We start from the raw sequence: 15,999 nt of genomic DNA on the forward strand, positions 1-15,999 counted from the left end.
GAGGTTTACTCCGGTTGATGGGTGAATAAGGCTTGGTAGGCGCGCGCCGCCGCTTCCGGTTCATGGTCGAATACGCCGCCTATCACCGCCAATAAGTCTGCACCCGCCGCCAGTAAAGTTCCACCGTTTTCCGGCAGAATGCCGCCGATGGCGACTATCGGCACGGTTATCGATTGTTTAGCACGTGCCAGGCTGACGATGTCGGCCGGTGCGGCCAGCGGTTTCGATCCGGACGGGAAGAAGCGACCAAATGCCACGTAATCCGCGCCAGCCTGGGACATGGTCCGGGCTTTTTCCACATCGTTGTAACAGGATACGCCGATGATCGCATTGGGTCCAAGCAAGCGTCGCGCTTCGGAAATATCGCCGTCGTCTCGACCTAAATGCACACCGTCCGCGCAAACCGCCAATGCCAGTTCGATGCTATCGTTAACTAGTAGCGGAGCATCGTAGGCGTGACATATTTTCAATAATTGACCCGCAAGTTGCTTAGCGTCCAGCGGATTTTTATCGCGGTATTGAATCACTGTTGCGCCGCCGCGCAAGGCAGCCTCTACGTCTTTCACCACTTGGGCAATAGTTTTGTTTTCCGGTTGGGTGATGGCGTACAGACCGTGGTGAGGAAATTTCATGCTTCCACCCAAAATAGCCGATCCGGATTGTATTGACCTTGACCGGGACGATAGGCGGCGGCCAACGACTGCCAGGTAAATTCCTGGGCTTCGCTGACAGCGGTAAACACGTCCAGGCCTTGCGCCAGCAGCGCGGCGCAGGCGCTGGCCAGCGTGCAGCCCGAGCCATGATAGCTGTGCGGCAAGCGTTCCCAGTTAAAGGTTTCATGCAGATCATCGGGCATGTATAAGCGGTTGTGTACCAGCTCGGAGCTTTCGTGGGTGCCGGTGATCAGCACGTATTCGGTGCCTTTGCCTCGCAAGAAACAACCGCAGTCGCCCAAGTCGTCTTGCCCGGACAGGCGGCGGGCTTCCTCGCTGTTGGGGGTCAATAAGGTGGTCAACGGCAGCAGTTGCTCGACGATGACATCAAGCAATTGCTGGCCGGCCAATACGGTGCCGCCGCCCGCTGCCAGTACCGGGTCCAGTACTACCGGAATTGATGGATATTGCCGCAAAATTTGTGCAATCGCTTCGGCTACGCCGGCATCGCCAATTAGGCCGATTTTGAATGCGGAGACTTTAAAGTCAGCCAATAGCGTTTGCGCCTGGCTGATAATGTCTGTGGTCTGTTGTGGAATCAATTTTTTGACGTTGCGGCTGTCTTGTTCGGTTAATGCAGTAATCACACTAGCCGCATGGCATTGGTGGCTGACGATGGCTTCGATATCGGCTTGCACGCCGGCGCCGCCGCTGGGATCGTGGCCGGAAAAACACAGTACCACTGGGCGGTTGCCGCTCATGCTTCTGCACCTTCCAGTAATTTTAGAAATTCCTGCTCGGTAATAACGCTGACGCCTTTTTCACGGGCTGCGTTGATTTTATTGGCGCCCACATTATCGCCGGCTACCAAATAGTCGGTCTTCGCCGAGACCGAACTACCGACTTTGGCGCCATTGGCTTTGGCTAGTTTGCTGAGATCGTCGCGGCTGCCGCTATGCAGGGTGCCGGTGAATACCAGGGTTTTGCCGGCTAAGGGATGGGCGTTGTCGGTGGCCTGGTTTTGCGTCGGGGTGAGATTAAAACCTAGTGACATCAGGCTGTCGAACAAGGGTTTGATTTTGGTAAAGCCTTCCGTGATGACCGCTGCGGTTTTCTCCGCAAAACCTTCGATAGCGACGATGTCGGCTTCGCTGAGATTGAAAATATCCGCCAAGGTGTAATGAGCCAATAGTCGTTCGCAGTTGCCCAAGCCCATCCGAAACACCCCAAACGCCGCCAGAAAGCGCCAGTCTTCGATGGCTTCGTTGCGGCTGCGGACTAATTGATCGACCAAGTTTTGCGATTGTTTGGGGCCAAAGCCCATGCTTTCGAATTGCTCTGCGGTCAATGCGTAAATTTCGTCGACGCGGCGGATGCCGTATTCGTAAAGCTTCTTGATGGTCGCGGCCCCGAAGCCGTCGTTGTTTTTTAACACACGAAAGAAATGCTCCATGCTGTTACTGATTTGCGCCGGGCATTCCAGGTTGTTGGGACAGATCAGGTAGTCGTTATCCCAAATCAAGTCATGACCGCAGCTGGGGCAGGCGCTGGGTATTGCCGGCTCGGCTGGACGCAGCACTTCCTCGATTTTGGGTATCACTTCACCTGAGCGAGCCAGACGAATCAAGGCGCCGGCGCCGATGCCTTTCTCCAACACCATTTTGTAATGATGGGCGGTAGCGCGGGATAGTAAGGCGCCACTGAGACGCACCGGTTCCAATTCGGCGACTGGGGTGATACGACCGGAGCGAGAGGTTTGCGGCGTGACGCCTATCACAGTCACTTCAGCCGTTTCCAGGTTTTCCTTGTAAGCCAGTTGCCAGCGGTGATGATGGCGGGTGGCGCCCATCACTTGCTTGAGTTGCTCGTCGACGATTTCCAGAATCACGCCGTCGACGTCGTAATCCAGTTTATGCCAGATGTCTTTGACGATGGTTTCGAAGTTGTCGATCAGGTCCTGCCACACGCCGGTCCAGTTCGGCAGTATCGCAAACGGATAAAACACCGCCGCATGATCGGCGATGGCGCGTTCGGCATATTCGTCCAGTTCTTTTTCCTTGATGACGCTGGCCTGGAAGTTACGGGCGTTGTCGAAAAATTCGGCCAGATGGGTGTCGAAATAACTGCGGCTGATCACGATCTCACCGGCACCCAAACCGCGTTGGCCTTGATCGGCGACTTGCAAGCCACGCTCGAATACGCGGGTAATGTCCGTGCCCTTGCGGCCATCGCCACGGGTATACAGCATCTGGCCGTCGTCGTAGGCGGCGTAGCCATCGAGCTTTGGCGTGACCTTAAAGATCAATTCTGCGAAATTTTTATCAAGTTCCAATGCGGCCTTCTCGATGCGCCCGGCCCAGCGCTCCACTTCTTCACGGCTGTAAGCTTTGTCGGTGGACAGCATGATGATTGGCAGATCGACGGTTTTGCCGGCGAATGCCGGTTCCGGCTCGACAGTGTGCAGCAGCGGATGCTCGGGCTGACGTTTTTTCAATTCCGCCAAATACACAAAATCGTAATCGGCATCGCTGATAATCGGCTCGCCGCCGCGATACAAGGCGTTGGCAATTTCCAGGAATGCGACTAATTCGTTGTCCGTGACGGTATTCAGCAGATCCGCTTGTTCGCACAATTCGCAAAAACGTTGCTCACCAATATCGTTAGGATCTAATGTGGTTTGCAAAAGAATGGCTTTTTGACTGTCGGTAAGCATGCGGGGATAGATGTGTCGGGTAGGGCAGCGATTATAGAGGATAATATCGCAAAAAAAAGGCGGGAGAGAGAACTCGCCCGCCGAAGCATCTATCTTTCAAGAGGATCATGTCGACGGTAGGAAAACGCGTGACATGGGCTTAATATAAAGTTTTACGCGGGAAAAGCGTTGATCTAGGTCAATATTTGTCGGGTTATTGAACAACCTGTTCATCCAGAGTATTTGTGGCAGGGTTGCAGGTTTTGCATAAGCCATGAATTTCGATGGTTTTACGCTGCGGTACGAAGCCTGCGTCGCCAAGTTCTTTGGATAACGCGCTTAGTACCGAAGGCGCGGCGCGTTCCTGAACCGTATGGCACGCGGTGCAAATTAACAACAGTTGATCGTGTTGGGTGCCGGAGCAATGACAGCCGACAAATGCGTTTAAACTCTCCACTCGATGAATAAGGCCTTGCTCCAACAGAAAGTCCAAAGCCCGGTAGACTGTTGACGGTTTTGCGGCGTCGTTTACCGGCCTGATTTGATCCAGTAAGTCGTATGCTTTAACCGCCTTATGACTGTTCCAGATCAACTCCAAAATTTTATGGCGAATGGGGGTGAGTTGCACGCCGCGTGTTAAGCAAAGTTGTTCGGCTACACTTATCGCCTTGTGGATGCATACGTTATGGTCATGCTCGGGAGCCGGGAAGATTGCTTTGTCGGTCATTTTACAAAGGGTGATTAGGTTCATTCATTTTGTGGACGCGGTAAGTTATAGTGCCAGCATAAACAACCCATTTCAAATCGGATTACCAAATAGAGTTTGTGTACTTTTAAGGCGCGCGCTTGAGCGCCATAGTATGGTTGTTTGGCAGTTTCTCGGCGGACTTTTGCGAAGCGGCTATAAGTATTTTTGAGGCAATTAATGAGAAGGATTACATTCCTGGTTTATGCAGTGCTATGGATTTTGTTGATTAGCCTGAACCTATACCAGCAAGTAACGGATACTAAACAGTACGCGCAAAAAATTGCCACGCGGCAGGCCGAGATGTTTTTCGATCACATCGTGCTGATCAGAAAATGGAATGCGTTGCACGGTGGCGTTTATGTTCCTATTACTGAAACTACTCAGCCCAATCCTTACCTGGATGTTCCGCAACGGGATGTCGAAACCACGGATGGCAAGCGCCTTACTTTGATCAATCCTGCCTATATGACTCGGCAACTCGCTGAAATGAGCGACGACTCGGGTATTGCCTTTCACGTTACCGGCTTTAATCCGATTCGCCCGGAAAATCGGCCGGACCAATGGGAGTCCGAAGCTTTGTTGGCCTTTCAGCAAGGTCAAAAAAGCGTGAGTAGTATCGGTACTATCAATGGGCAATCTTTCTATCGTTACATGGCGCCGCTTCATGTGGACCAGAGTTGCCTCGTTTGCCATCAGCGGCAAGGCTACAGAGAGGGCGATATTCGCGGCGGTATTAGTGTCAGTATACCCAGCGCCAGTATCGATGGCTTTGTGAACGAGCGCCTGGAGCATCTGACCATCACTCATGCGATTGTGGCGTTCGTCGGTTTAATCGTGTTGCTGTTGTCTTATTTGGCGCAAGCCAGACTAAGCCAGCGTCTGGATAAAGCCAAAAGCCGTATGCAACTGGCTTATTTGGATTCTTTGACCTTGCTACCCAATCGCCGTTACTACGATGCCTTTGTAAAAAGGGAATGGAAGCGGGCCTTAAGGCATAAATACCCCATCTCGATGATCATGATCGATATCGATTTCTTTAAGCTGTACAACGACAATCTTGGACATATCGAAGGCGATCATTGTTTGCGGCAAGTGGCCAAAACCTTGAAGCGTTTCTTTAGGCGACCTGGCGATTTGATTGCCCGTTATGGCGGAGAAGAGTTTTGCGTGGTCGCGGCTTGCGATGCCGAGCAAATCATGGTGCTGGCCGAAATTCTGCGTAAAGCTGTCGAGAATATGCGCTTACCGCATCCCGCTTCTAAAGTTTCCGAATTTGTGACTATCAGTCTTGGCGTTGCCAGTATCGTACCGGGTGACGACCTGTCTTTCGAAAGTTTGCTGCATGCGGCTGATCAGGCACTTTACGATGCCAAGGCCACTGGCAGAAACCGGGTTGGAAAACGCCGGATTTGAAATGATGGGCCGGTGTTAACCGGCCCTTGCCATGCGGTGTATTTACGAGTGCTTTTCCAATAGTTTGGCATGAGCCGCTGCCAACCGAGCCACTGGGATCCGGGGTGCGGAGCAAGATACATAGTTTAAGCCCAGGTCATGCACGAACCGAATGGAGCGCGGGTGCCCGCCATGCTCACCGCAAATGCCGATTTTCAAATCCGGCCGTTGCTGACGACCCAACTCCACGGCCATTTTCATCAGTTTGCCCAAACCCTCGACGTCTAAGGTTTCGAACGGGTTGTCTTCCAGCAATCCGGATTCTTCGTACAATGGCAAGAATTTGTTTTCGGCGTCCTCGCGTGAGAACGAGAAGGTGGCTTGGGTTAAATCGTTGGTGCCAAACGAGAAGAAGGCTGCTGTCGCGGCAAGACGGTCGGCACGGGTGCAAGCCCGCACCGTTTCGATCATCGTGCCGAATTTGAAGTTGAGCTTGAGTTTGTATTGCGCTTCCACTTCGGCTTGTATCTCGTCGACATAGGCTTTCACGGTTTTCAATTCCTGTGCGGTGATTACTTGTGGCACCATGATTTCCGGCTCGACCGGAATCCGCTGTTTCACACAAAGCGCCGCCGCTTCCAGAATCGAGCGGATCTGCATTTTGTAGATTTCCGGATAGCTCATGCCCAGCCTGACGCCGCGATGACCCAGCATCGGGTTGACTTCGTACAGCTCCAGCACTTTGTCCAGCATCATTTGTTTTTTGCTGATCGCTTCCAAAATCACGTCTTCGTTCAGCATATTGAACGGCGCCGGCATTTCCGCTGGATGCGCCAACGTATCCAGCGTAACGCGCTGGCCTTTAACGATGGTCAGATAATGTTTCAGCGCGTCCAACTCATCGATCAATTGATGTTCGTTAGGCAAAAACTCGTGCATCGGCGGGTCGAGCAGGCGCACGGTAACCGGGTGCGGCGACATGGCTTCAAACAACTGCTGGAAGTCGTCGCGCTGAATCGGGAACAGCTTGGCCAATGCGGCTTCGCGCTCTTCGGTGTTGTGCGCCAGAATCATATCTACCACCAACGGCAAACGGTCGGCAGCGTTGAACATGCGTTCGGTACGGCACAGGCCTACACCCTTGGCACCATAGCTGACCGCCAGTCTCGCGGTTTCCGGCGTATCGACATTGGCATGCACACGCAGGCGGGCAATGCTGTCGGCCCAGCCCAACAGGGTTTTCAGTTCCTCGGAGAAGGACGGCGGAATGGTCGGAATGCGGCCCAAGTAAATGTTGCCGTTGCTGCCGTCTATTGTGATCAGGTCACCTTCCTTGATATGGATGTCACCGACGATGGCCAAACGAGCGCGCACATCGACTTTGATGTCTTCCGCGCCGGCCACACAGGCCTTGCCCATGCCGCGTGCTACCACGGCTGCGTGTGAGGTTTTGCCGCCGCGACTGGTCAAGATACCTTGCGCGGCGAAAAAGCCGTGGATGTCTTCCGGTTTGGTTTCCTCGCGCAGCAGGATCAAGTCTTGGCCGGTTTTGCCCAAACGCACGGCGGTATCGGCATCGAATACACAATGGCCGCAAGCCGCGCCGGGAGAGGCGGGCAGTCCTTGGGCGATGGCTTTGACCTCGTGATTGGGGGCCAATTGCGGATGCAGCAATTGTTCCAGCATGTCGGGGTTGATCCGCAGCAAGGCTTGTTCCTTGGTGATCAGGCCTTCCGCCACCATATCGATGGAGGTTTTGACCATCGCAGTCGCATTCATTTTGCCGTTGCGGGTTTGCAGGCAATACAACACGCCGCGTTCTATGGTGTATTCGTAATCCTGCACCTCGTGATAATGGGCTTCCAGCTTGTTGCGCAGTTCTACCAGTTGCCGGTATTGCTCGGGCATTTCCTTGGCCATTTCCTGCACCGGCTTAGGCGTGCGTATGCCGGCTACCACGTCTTCGCCTTGAGCGTTGACCAGGTATTCGCCGTACATCTCGTTTATGCCGGTGCCTGGGTTGCGGGTAAAGCCAACGCCGGTGGCGCAGTCGTCGCCCATATTGCCGAAAACCATCGTGACGATATTAACCGCCGTACCATTGGCAACGTCCGGTGTGATGTGGAACTCGCGGCGGTAATCTACTGCACGTCGGCCCAACCAGGAGTTGAATACCGCGCGAATGGCGATTTCCAGCTGTTGGTAAACGTCTTCCGGAAACGGCCGGCCGGTTTCTTCATGGACTACCGTCAGGAACAGTTCGCTAATTTCCTGAAGTTGGTCGGCGGTCAATGCGACATCGGCTTTGATGCCGGCAGCGCGTTTGACGTTGTTGAAATGCACGTCGAACTTCTCGTCTTCGATACCCAATGCAACCTTGCCGAATAATTGGATGAAACGGCGATACGCATCGTAGGCAAAGCGCGGGTCATCGGTCATTTCGATCAAACCGGCCAGGGTTTGCTTGTTCAAGCCCAAATTTAGAATGGTGTCCATCATGCCCGGCATCGAGATGGCCGAGCCCGAGCGTACCGAAACCAGCAGCGGGTCGCTGGCGCCACCAAACGACTTACCGCTCAGACGTTCGATTTCGGCGATTTGCTGGCGGACCTCGTCCATTAAATCGCTGGGTAATTGTTTGTTTTCCAGGTAAGTCAGGCAGGTTTGCGTGGTAATCACAAAGCCGGGCGGTACGTTAAAGCCCATTTGCGTCATTTCGCAAAGGTTTGCGCCTTTGCCGCCCAGTAATGCCTTGTTTTTGCCGTCGCCCGTATTGAATGAATAGCTGTATTTTGGAGTCATTATGGCCTTGTTGAAGTGTTGAAGTTGGATGATGGCTGCGGGAAACGCCTTGAGTACCTCGTTGGCGTCTCGGGATGCCGGATATTGCGGTTACAATACCCCACTTTTTACCTATTTTTCCGAGTCATTACAAGTTATGCGCCATGGATAAATTTGATGTCATCATCGTCGGAGCCGGCGCGTCCGGTTTAATGTGCGCAATCGAAGCCGCCAAACGGGGCCGGCGGGTGAAAATAGTGGAACACGCCAACAAGCCGGGTAAGAAAATTCTGATGTCCGGTGGCGGCCGTTGTAATTTCACCAACTACAGCATAGCGCCGGAAAATTACATTTCCAATAACCCGCATTTTTGCAAGTCCGCGCTTAGTCGTTTCACGCAGTGGGATTTTTTAGGCTTTGTGCAGCGCCACCAAATCCCATTTCACGAACGCCTGCACGGGCAATTGTTTTGCGATAACAGTGCCAAGGACATTCTGGATGCACTATTGAAAGAATGCGCCCAAGCCGGCGTGACCCTGGAGTTAAATTGTCGGGTGGACCGATTAGAGAAACTCAGATACGGCGAGTTTTTACTGCACACCAGCAACGGTGAGATTTCTGCATCGGCCTTGGTGATTGCCAGTGGCGGTCTATCCATACCGAAAATGGGCGCCACGCCGTTTGGTTATAAAGTCGCGGAACAATTTGGCATCAAAGTCTGGCCGACGCGGGCCGGTTTGGTGCCGTTAACGCTGCAACCGGACGACTCACAACGCTTCACGCCCCTTTCCGGCATAGCGGTGCCGTGTCGGGTAAGCAATCAACAGCAGTCTTTCAAAGAAAATATTTTATTCACCCATCGTGGTTTGAGCGGGCCAGCCATTCTGCAAATTTCCTCGTATTGGCATCCCGGCGAAGCGTTACAGGTGGATTTATTGCCGGACCTGGATTTGTCGCAGGAATTGAAAGAAAAGCGGCGGCAAGGCAGCAAATTAAAAATCCAAAATCTATTAGCCGAATACCTTCCGAAACGTTTGTTGCAAGCGTTATTGGACGAGCGGCAGCTAGATATTACAGTTGCCAATTGCGCCGACAAAGACCTGAACGCCATAGCGGAAAGTGTGCATAGCTGGACGATCAAACCCAACGCCACCGAAGGCTATCGCACCGCAGAAGTAACCGTCGGCGGCGTCGATTGCGATGCGATTTCTTCGAAAACCATGCAGAGTTTGCAAGTGCCAGGGCTGTATTTTGTTGGGGAAGTATTGGATGTCACGGGGTGGCTGGGGGGGTATAACTTCCAGTGGGCTTGGGCGTCTGGGTGGTGTGCAGGGCAGTTTGTTTGAGGGCTGGTTTTAGTATTTTAATTGGTGTCGCTGGTGCGACGGGTATTCTGATCTCGGTTGTCGGACCAACGATCAAGATACTGTCGCTAAGAAAGTATTCCCAGGTTTTCGCCCTTTGGTCCAGCCTCTCGGCTGTTACGATTCGTTCCTAGCGCATTTGTTCTAGGTCAAATTTAATTCAGCTTCTCCAACAATGCCGGCTTTACCTGCTCAAGCCAATCCAGAATCCGGGTTTTGGTCAATTCGGGTTGGTTGTGATGATCCAATACCAGGCCGACAAATTTGCCGTCGACGACGGAACTGGAATGGGTGAAGTGATAGCCGTCCGTGCTCCAGGCGCCGGTCACCTCGGCACCATAAGAGCGAACGTGGTGATACAAATGAATCAACGAGCTAGCGAAGCGCGCGTAGTATTTTTGCTGATTCCCCAAACCGAATAGAGCAACCCGTTTTCCGGATAAATCGGCCTGGTCCAGACGGAACAAAAACTCTTCCCAGTTGCCTTCTTCGCTGCCGGTGGTTCTGCCGGGTATTTCGCCGACGCCGTAACTGGGCATGCCTAAAATCAGGGCTTTGTAACCAAGCAATTGTGCTATTGAGGCTCGGTTGACATTCACCGGCTCGCTGGCAATTTCGTCGCCCAAAACTCGGTACATGACCTGCGCCATCATCGCTGTCATACCTTTCTCGGTGCCGTAGAAAATTCCAATCTTGTTCATTGTTAAATCTCCATCGAATTGTCTACAAGCAGCAAAGCAAAATTTAAACCATCAGTTATCTTCGGTTCTGAGTTCTAGCTAAGTCGGTAACTTCAACGCTTTGCGGTAGACTGCCCAGTGGAAAGGGGCGAAACAGTGACTAACGTATTTGGTTATCTTTGTAACAATGAAACAGACACTCTGTCCTTTGCTTACAAAATCTGACAGAAATGTTGCAGTGTTTGGCTAATGCATAACGCTTTTTCTGAACCAAGCGGTGTTTTTATCAATCAGCCGAACAATGGCTTGAACCTTTCCGGGTAATAGGAGCTAATCGCTATGGGCTTAAGCTAAAGATGGATCATGGCATAAGCGTTTGGCCTAATCACATTGGCTGTGTGATAATCGAATTCAACTGCTAAGCTTTTGCTAACAGAAAACTGAGGAAACCATGTCAAACGATACTTTACTGGTCAGGCACAATGCCACCGGAAAAGAAGTTGAATATCCGTTGTTGAAGGGGTCTTTGGGTGCAGATACTGTCGATATTCGCTCTTTAAACAAAGATCTTGGGTGTTTTACTTACGATCCGGGCTTTATTGCCACGGCTGCTTGCAAAAGCAAAATTACATACATCGACGGCGATAACGGGATTTTGTTGTATCGCGGTTATCCCATCGAGCAATTGGCGGAGAACTGCGAATTTACTGAAGTTGCCTATTTGCTGATGAACGGCGAACTGCCGGACGCGGTGCAGTTGCGCGACTTTAACGAGGAAATCAGCGATAGGGCCATCATCCATGAAGCCTTGCGCAAATTCTTCGATGGTTTCCATTACGATGCCCATCCTATGGCGATGCTGGTGGGGGTGGTGGGGTCCTTATCGGCGTTTTATCACAGCGATCTGAATATTAAAGATCCCGCTAGCCGTATGATCTGTGCGACCAGGCTGATAGGCAAGATGCCAACCATTGCCGCAGCATCTTATAGGCATTCCATAGGTAGACCTTTTGTTTACCCCCGCATGGATCTGAGTTATTGTGAGAACTTCCTGAACATGATGTTCTCGCGTTCCTCGCAAAATTATATCGATCAGGAACACTACATCGATCCCAATCTGGTCCAAGCATTGAATCTGTTGTTTATTCTGCATGCCGACCACGAGCAAAACGCCAGTACCTCTACGGTGCGCATGGCAGGCAGTACCGGTGCCAATCCTTATGCCTGCGTTGCAGCCGGCATAGCGGCGTTGTGGGGACCGGCGCACGGCGGTGCCAACGAAGCTGTTCTGAACATGCTGGCGCAAATCGGTAGCGTCGAAAACGTACCCAAATACATCGCCAAAGCCAAGGACCATGATGACCCGTTCCGCTTAATGGGCTTTGGGCATCGGGTTTATAAAAACTTCGATCCTCGCGCTACCATCATCCGCAAAACCTGCTATGAAGTGTTGAGTAGAACCAACACCAGCGACCCTTTGTTTGAACTGGCCTTGGCCCTGGAAGAATATGCGTTGAAAGACGAGTATTTCATCGAGAAAAAACTCTACCCCAATGTCGATTTCTATTCAGGCATTATCTATAAAGCCTTGCACATCCCCGTCGAAATGTTCACCGTGATGTTTGCGATAGCCCGAACCGCAGGTTGGATTTCACATTGGTTGGAGATGATGGAAGAGCCGGCGACGCCGATCAGCAGGCCGAGACAGCTCTACGTCGGCCCGCCGCGTCGTGATTATGTGGCTGTCAATAATCGCTAAATTATGCAGAAAACCGACATGAAGTCAGCTCAAACTACCAAGCAAGAACCGCCTGAAAGCGCTCAGACAGAATCCGAGAAGACGCCGTCCACGGAGCAAAATCCTGCCATTCCGACAGAAATTAATGGCCCAAAAGGGCCTGAACCCACTCGCTTCGGTGACTGGGAACGGAAAGGCCGTTGCGTCGATTTTTGATTACACATTATTTTTCAACTTAACCTAGGGTAAATCATGTCAGCAAACAGACCACTTTCGCCCCATCTCCAAGTCTATCGATTGCCCTTAACCGGCCTGGTTTCAATCACGCATCGGATGACCGGCGTATTTCTTTCCATGGGCTTGGTGCTATTTGTTTATGTGCTGTTCGCCATCGCCGTCGGCGAAGGTGCTTACGGTGCCATGCAGGCATTTATGTCGTACTGGTTGTTTAAGCTGGTGTATTGGGGCTTTATTTATGCGCTATTTTTCCATTTGGTGCACGGTATTCGGCATCTGATTTGGGATTTTTGCAAAACGTTCGAGCGCATGACCTTGGATAAATACGCAGTGTACGAACTGATTGCTTCCGCATCGTTGACACTGATTACCTTTGTGGTTTCTTAAAGGAGGGTTGGTTATGGATTACAAAGCAACATTGGAAAAAGCCGCCGATTTTTTCTCGGTACATAGCGGCTCAGGTCATTTTTGGTACCAGCGCGTAACCGCAGTGGCCTTGGTGCCGTTGTCGATTTGGTTGATTGTTCTTCTAAACAAGGCCTTAAACGCACCCTATGCGGATACTGTCGAGTGGTTGTCTTCCCCGCTAAACACCTTGGCGATTATCGCCTGGACCGTGGCGGTGGTTTACCACGCCGCTTTGGGGGTGCAGGTGGTGATCGAAGATTATGTCTCGACTATTCCGGTAAGGAACTTGGCGATACGCGCCACCAACCTGATTTTTTTAGTTTTGGGTGTTGCGGCATTGCTCGCGATTATCATCATTCTTTTGGCAAGGTAACTCATGGCCTCAGCATATAACATCATCGAACACCAACATGACGTCGTGGTGGTTGGCGCCGGCGGGGCCGGCTTGCGGGCCACTTTCGGCATGGTGGAAAAAGGTCTAAAAACCGCTTGTATCAGTAAAGTGTTTCCTACTCGCAGTCACACCGTGGCGGCACAAGGCGGTATCAGCGCCGCGCTGGGGAATATGGGCGAAGACGATTGGCGTTTTCACATGTACGACACGGTAAAAGGTTCGGATTGGCTGGGCGATCAGGATGCGATCGAATACATGTGCCGGGAAGCGATTCCGGCCATCATCGAATTGGAACACTATGGCGTACCGTTTTCGCGGACTGCGGAAGGGAAAATCTACCAGCGGGCTTTCGGCGGTATGTCCACGCATTACGGCAAAGGCCAGGCGCAAAGAACCTGCGCGGCGGCCGACGTGACCGGGCACGCGATTCTGCACACCTTGTATCAACAGGCTTTAAAACACAACGCCGAATTTTTCGTCGAGTACATCGCGCTGGATTTGATCATGGAAGAGGGTGAGTGTCGCGGCGTCTTGGCCTGGTGTCTGGATGACGGTTCCATTCATCTGTTTCGCGGACATCAAACGGTAATGGCAACCGGCGGTTACGGTCGTACCTTTTTATCCTGCACCTCAGCGCACACCGTTACCGGTGACGGTAACGGTATGATCTTGAGAGCCGGTTTGCCTTTGCAAGATATGGAGTTTGTACAATTCCACCCAACCGGTATCTATGGTTCCGGTTGCTTGATGACTGAAGGTGCGCGCGGGGAAGGCGGTTATTTGACCAACTCCGAAGGCGAGCACTTCATGGCGCGTTACGCGCCGCATGCCAAAGACCTGGCTTCTCGCGACGTGGTCAGCCGGGCGATTACGGTCGAGATTAACGAAGGCCGCGGCATCGGTCCCAAGAAAGATCATGTGCATTTGCATCTGGAGCATCTTGATCCGGCCATCATCCATGAGCGCCTGCCAGGTATCACCGAAACCGCCCGAATTTTTGCCGGTGTCGATGCGACCAAGCAACCAATTCCGGTGTTGCCGACAGTGCATTACAACATGGGCGGTATCCCGACCAACTATAAGGCTGAAGTCGTGACGCTGAAAGACGGCAATCCCGACTACGTGGTGCCGGGCTTGATGGCGATCGGCGAAACCGCCTGCGTTTCAGTGCATGGCGCCAATCGTTTGGGTTCCAATTCGTTACTGGATTTAGTGGTATTTGGTCGGGCGGCGGCGATTCGTTGCACTGAGCTGATTAAACCGGGCATGCCGCATAAGCAGTTGGCAAAAGACGCCACGGACCAGGCGCTTTCCCGCTTCGATAAAATTCGCAATGCCAACGGTAGCCGCAAAACGGCGGAAATTCGTATGGATATGCAAACCACAATGCAGTCCAAAGCGGCAGTATTCAGAACTGAATCCACCCTCAACGAAGGTATCAAGGCCATAGGCGAAATTGCCGCATCGTTTGACGATGTTAACGTGGGCGATAAATCGCTGATCTGGAACACTGATCTGGTGGAAACACTGGAACTGGATAACCTGCTCGGCCAGGCCCAAGTCACGATCACCGCTGCCGGTAATCGTCAGGAGAGTCGCGGCGGCCACGCGCGCGAAGACTTCCCGAAACGCGACGACAAAAACTGGATGAAGCACACTTTGACCTGGCGGGAAGACAACAAAGTCAAAATCGACTACCGCCCCGTCCACCTGTATACGCTCACCGACGAAGTCGAAGTCGTTGCGCCTAAAGAGAGGGTTTACTAATGGTTGAATTTACACTGCCCAAAAACTCGGTCATAAAAAAGGGTAAAACCTATAAAGCCGGAGGCGCCACCAACATCCGTAATTTCGAAGTTTATCGCTGGGACCCTGATTCTGGTGAGAATCCGCGCATCGATACTTATGAGATCGATATGGATCAATGCGGGCCCATGGTGCTGGATGCGATTCTCAAAATAAAAAATGAAATCGACAGCAGCCTGACCTTTCGTCGCTCCTGCCGCGAAGGGGTCTGCGGATCGTGCGCGATGAACATCAACGGCAAAAACACGTTGGCGTGCACTAAAGCGATCAGCGACTATAAAGGCACCGTGAAAATATTCCCGTTGCCGCATATGTCGGTGGTCAAAGATTTGGTTGCGGATATGACACATTTCTTTGAGCAATATACGTCGATAAAGCCCTGGTTAACCACCGAATCCGCAGCCCCGGAGAACACCGAACGTCTGCAAAGTAGGGATGAGCGGGCTAAGTTGGACGGCCTGTACGAATGCGTGCTCTGCGCGTGTTGTTCGACCAGTTGTCCGAGCTATTGGTGGAACAGCGATAAATATCTCGGACCGGCAATCCTATTGCAAGCCTATCGTTGGTTGGCCGACAGCCGTGACGAAAACGATAAGGAACGTCTGGACGAACTCGATGAGTCGTTTAAATTGTATCGTTGCCACACCATCATGAACTGCACGGATACTTGTCCCAAGGGGCTTAATCCGGCCAAGGCTATTGCCGAAATCAAGAAACTATTGGTAGAACGCGACCATCTGTGAACGAAAACATCAATAAACTGCGCTGGCGTTGCCGGCGCGGTACTCTTGAGCTTGATTTGATGCTGCTGAGGTATTTGGAAAATCGTTATCTGGCCGCAGAGCTTTCGGAACAGCAGACGTTTTTGCGAATGCTGGAACTTGAAGACACTGAATTGATGCGATACTTGATGGGCGAACAATTGCCGAACGACGAGAGTTTGAAAAATCTGGTCTTGGCAATAAGGGCTTTGCCAGTTTAAATCTTGATTAACGCCTATTCCCGTAGCGAATATTGCGTTCGATACCAATATCTTAAGTATTTAAAAACCGTAAAAAATCTCCTTTATCTATCTTGCGGATTATAGAGTCCCAAGACTGTTCAAA

At 51.9% G+C, this 15,999-nt stretch carries 15 protein-coding genes; 9 read left to right on the forward strand and 6 right to left on the reverse strand.

Annotated features, from left to right (window positions below):
* Positions 1 to 5: 5 nt before the first annotated feature.
* The 4 genes from thiE to A1332_RS07070 form a co-directional block, all read right to left on the reverse strand.
* Positions 6 to 632, reverse strand: coding sequence for a thiamine phosphate synthase (thiE, locus tag A1332_RS07055; protein ID WP_064007844.1), 627 nt, complete (start codon positions 630 to 632; stop codon positions 6 to 8).
* Complete coding sequence (gene thiD / locus A1332_RS07060) at positions 629 to 1,414, reverse strand: bifunctional hydroxymethylpyrimidine kinase/phosphomethylpyrimidine kinase (protein ID WP_064007845.1); 786 nt, start codon at positions 1,412 to 1,414, stop codon at positions 629 to 631. The genes thiE and thiD overlap by 4 nt, the downstream gene beginning before the upstream one ends.
* Positions 1,411 to 3,366, reverse strand: a complete 1,956-nt coding sequence (locus A1332_RS07065) for a BRCT domain-containing protein (RefSeq protein WP_064007846.1) — start codon at positions 3,364 to 3,366, stop codon at positions 1,411 to 1,413. Before A1332_RS07065 ends, thiD begins: the two co-directional genes overlap by 4 nt.
* Before the next feature lie 193 nt (positions 3,367 to 3,559).
* Positions 3,560 to 4,072, reverse strand: a complete 513-nt coding sequence (locus A1332_RS07070) for a transcriptional repressor (RefSeq protein WP_231890233.1) — start codon at positions 4,070 to 4,072, stop codon at positions 3,560 to 3,562.
* A 198-nt stretch (positions 4,073 to 4,270) separates the two neighbouring features.
* Here A1332_RS07070 and A1332_RS07075 point away from each other — a divergent pair, with 198 nt between their 5' ends.
* Positions 4,271 to 5,506 (forward strand): diguanylate cyclase, encoded by a 1,236-nt coding sequence (locus A1332_RS07075; protein WP_064007848.1) that lies wholly within the window; start codon positions 4,271 to 4,273, stop codon positions 5,504 to 5,506.
* Between the two features lie 42 nt (positions 5,507 to 5,548).
* Here A1332_RS07075 and ppdK read toward each other — a convergent pair whose 3' ends face one another.
* Complete coding sequence (gene ppdK / locus A1332_RS07080) at positions 5,549 to 8,287, reverse strand: pyruvate, phosphate dikinase (protein WP_064007849.1); 2,739 nt, start codon at positions 8,285 to 8,287, stop codon at positions 5,549 to 5,551.
* A 143-nt stretch (positions 8,288 to 8,430) separates the two neighbouring features.
* On the opposite strand from ppdK, the gene A1332_RS07085 reads away from it, so the two are divergent.
* Positions 8,431 to 9,612, forward strand: a complete 1,182-nt coding sequence (locus tag A1332_RS07085; protein WP_064007885.1) for an NAD(P)/FAD-dependent oxidoreductase — start codon at positions 8,431 to 8,433, stop codon at positions 9,610 to 9,612.
* A 173-nt stretch (positions 9,613 to 9,785) separates the two neighbouring features.
* On the opposite strand, the gene A1332_RS07090 is transcribed toward A1332_RS07085, so the two are convergent.
* Complete coding sequence (locus tag A1332_RS07090; protein ID WP_064007850.1) at positions 9,786 to 10,331, reverse strand: flavodoxin; 546 nt, start codon at positions 10,329 to 10,331, stop codon at positions 9,786 to 9,788.
* 430 nt (positions 10,332 to 10,761) lie between these two features.
* On the opposite strand from A1332_RS07090, the gene A1332_RS07095 reads away from it, so the two are divergent.
* The 7 genes from A1332_RS07095 to A1332_RS07120 are packed head-to-tail and all read left to right on the forward strand — an operon-like array spanning position 10,762 to position 15,875.
* Complete coding sequence (locus A1332_RS07095) at positions 10,762 to 12,069, forward strand: citrate synthase (protein ID WP_064007851.1); 1,308 nt, start codon at positions 10,762 to 10,764, stop codon at positions 12,067 to 12,069.
* Between the two features lie 18 nt (positions 12,070 to 12,087).
* A complete protein-coding gene (locus A1332_RS24675) occupies positions 12,088 to 12,264 on the forward strand; it encodes a DUF1674 domain-containing protein (RefSeq protein WP_157203965.1) in 177 nt (58 codons plus the stop codon).
* Positions 12,265 to 12,300: 36 nt separating this feature from the next.
* Positions 12,301 to 12,672: a succinate dehydrogenase, cytochrome b556 subunit gene (sdhC, locus tag A1332_RS07100; RefSeq protein ID WP_033193911.1), complete on the forward strand. Its 372-nt coding sequence runs from the start codon at positions 12,301 to 12,303 to the stop codon at positions 12,670 to 12,672.
* Positions 12,673 to 12,685: 13 nt separating this feature from the next.
* The gene (gene sdhD, locus A1332_RS07105; RefSeq protein ID WP_064007852.1) at positions 12,686 to 13,066 is read left to right on the forward strand and encodes a succinate dehydrogenase, hydrophobic membrane anchor protein; all 381 of its coding nucleotides are present in this window, start codon (positions 12,686 to 12,688) and stop codon (positions 13,064 to 13,066) included.
* 3 nt (positions 13,067 to 13,069) lie between these two features.
* Entirely contained in the window at positions 13,070 to 14,854 is a 1,785-nt protein-coding gene (gene sdhA / locus A1332_RS07110; RefSeq protein WP_064007853.1) for a succinate dehydrogenase flavoprotein subunit, read from the forward strand.
* Positions 14,854 to 15,636 (forward strand): succinate dehydrogenase iron-sulfur subunit, encoded by a 783-nt coding sequence (locus A1332_RS07115; protein ID WP_064007854.1) that lies wholly within the window; start codon positions 14,854 to 14,856, stop codon positions 15,634 to 15,636. The genes sdhA and A1332_RS07115 overlap by 1 nt, the downstream gene beginning before the upstream one ends.
* Entirely contained in the window at positions 15,633 to 15,875 is a 243-nt protein-coding gene (locus tag A1332_RS07120; protein ID WP_064007855.1) for a succinate dehydrogenase assembly factor 2, read from the forward strand. The genes A1332_RS07115 and A1332_RS07120 overlap by 4 nt, the downstream gene beginning before the upstream one ends.
* The last annotated feature ends 124 nt before the right edge of the window (positions 15,876 to 15,999 follow it).

Source organism: Methylomonas methanica, assembly GCF_001644035.1.
Classification (GTDB): Bacteria; Pseudomonadota; Gammaproteobacteria; order Methylococcales; family Methylomonadaceae; genus Methylomonas; species Methylomonas methanica_A.

Coding starts and splice junctions, on each gene's coding strand:
- thiE (WP_064007844.1), bottom strand. CDS start 632: ATGAAATTTCCTCACCACGGTCTGTACGCCATCACCCAACCGGAAAAC.
- thiD (WP_064007845.1), bottom strand. CDS start 1,414: ATGAGCGGCAACCGCCCAGTGGTACTGTGTTTTTCCGGCCACGATCCC.
- A1332_RS07065 (WP_064007846.1), bottom strand. CDS start 3,366: ATGCTTACCGACAGTCAAAAAGCCATTCTTTTGCAAACCACATTAGAT.
- A1332_RS07070 (WP_231890233.1), bottom strand. CDS start 4,072: ATGACCGACAAAGCAATCTTCCCGGCTCCCGAGCATGACCATAACGTA.
- A1332_RS07075 (WP_064007848.1), top strand. CDS start 4,271: ATGAGAAGGATTACATTCCTGGTTTATGCAGTGCTATGGATTTTGTTG.
- ppdK (WP_064007849.1), bottom strand. CDS start 8,287: ATGACTCCAAAATACAGCTATTCATTCAATACGGGCGACGGCAAAAAC.
- A1332_RS07085 (WP_064007885.1), top strand. CDS start 8,431: ATGGATAAATTTGATGTCATCATCGTCGGAGCCGGCGCGTCCGGTTTA.
- A1332_RS07090 (WP_064007850.1), bottom strand. CDS start 10,331: ATGAACAAGATTGGAATTTTCTACGGCACCGAGAAAGGTATGACAGCG.
- A1332_RS07095 (WP_064007851.1), top strand. CDS start 10,762: ATGTCAAACGATACTTTACTGGTCAGGCACAATGCCACCGGAAAAGAA.
- A1332_RS24675 (WP_157203965.1), top strand. CDS start 12,088: ATGAAGTCAGCTCAAACTACCAAGCAAGAACCGCCTGAAAGCGCTCAG.
- sdhC (WP_033193911.1), top strand. CDS start 12,301: ATGTCAGCAAACAGACCACTTTCGCCCCATCTCCAAGTCTATCGATTG.
- sdhD (WP_064007852.1), top strand. CDS start 12,686: ATGGATTACAAAGCAACATTGGAAAAAGCCGCCGATTTTTTCTCGGTA.
- sdhA (WP_064007853.1), top strand. CDS start 13,070: ATGGCCTCAGCATATAACATCATCGAACACCAACATGACGTCGTGGTG.
- A1332_RS07115 (WP_064007854.1), top strand. CDS start 14,854: ATGGTTGAATTTACACTGCCCAAAAACTCGGTCATAAAAAAGGGTAAA.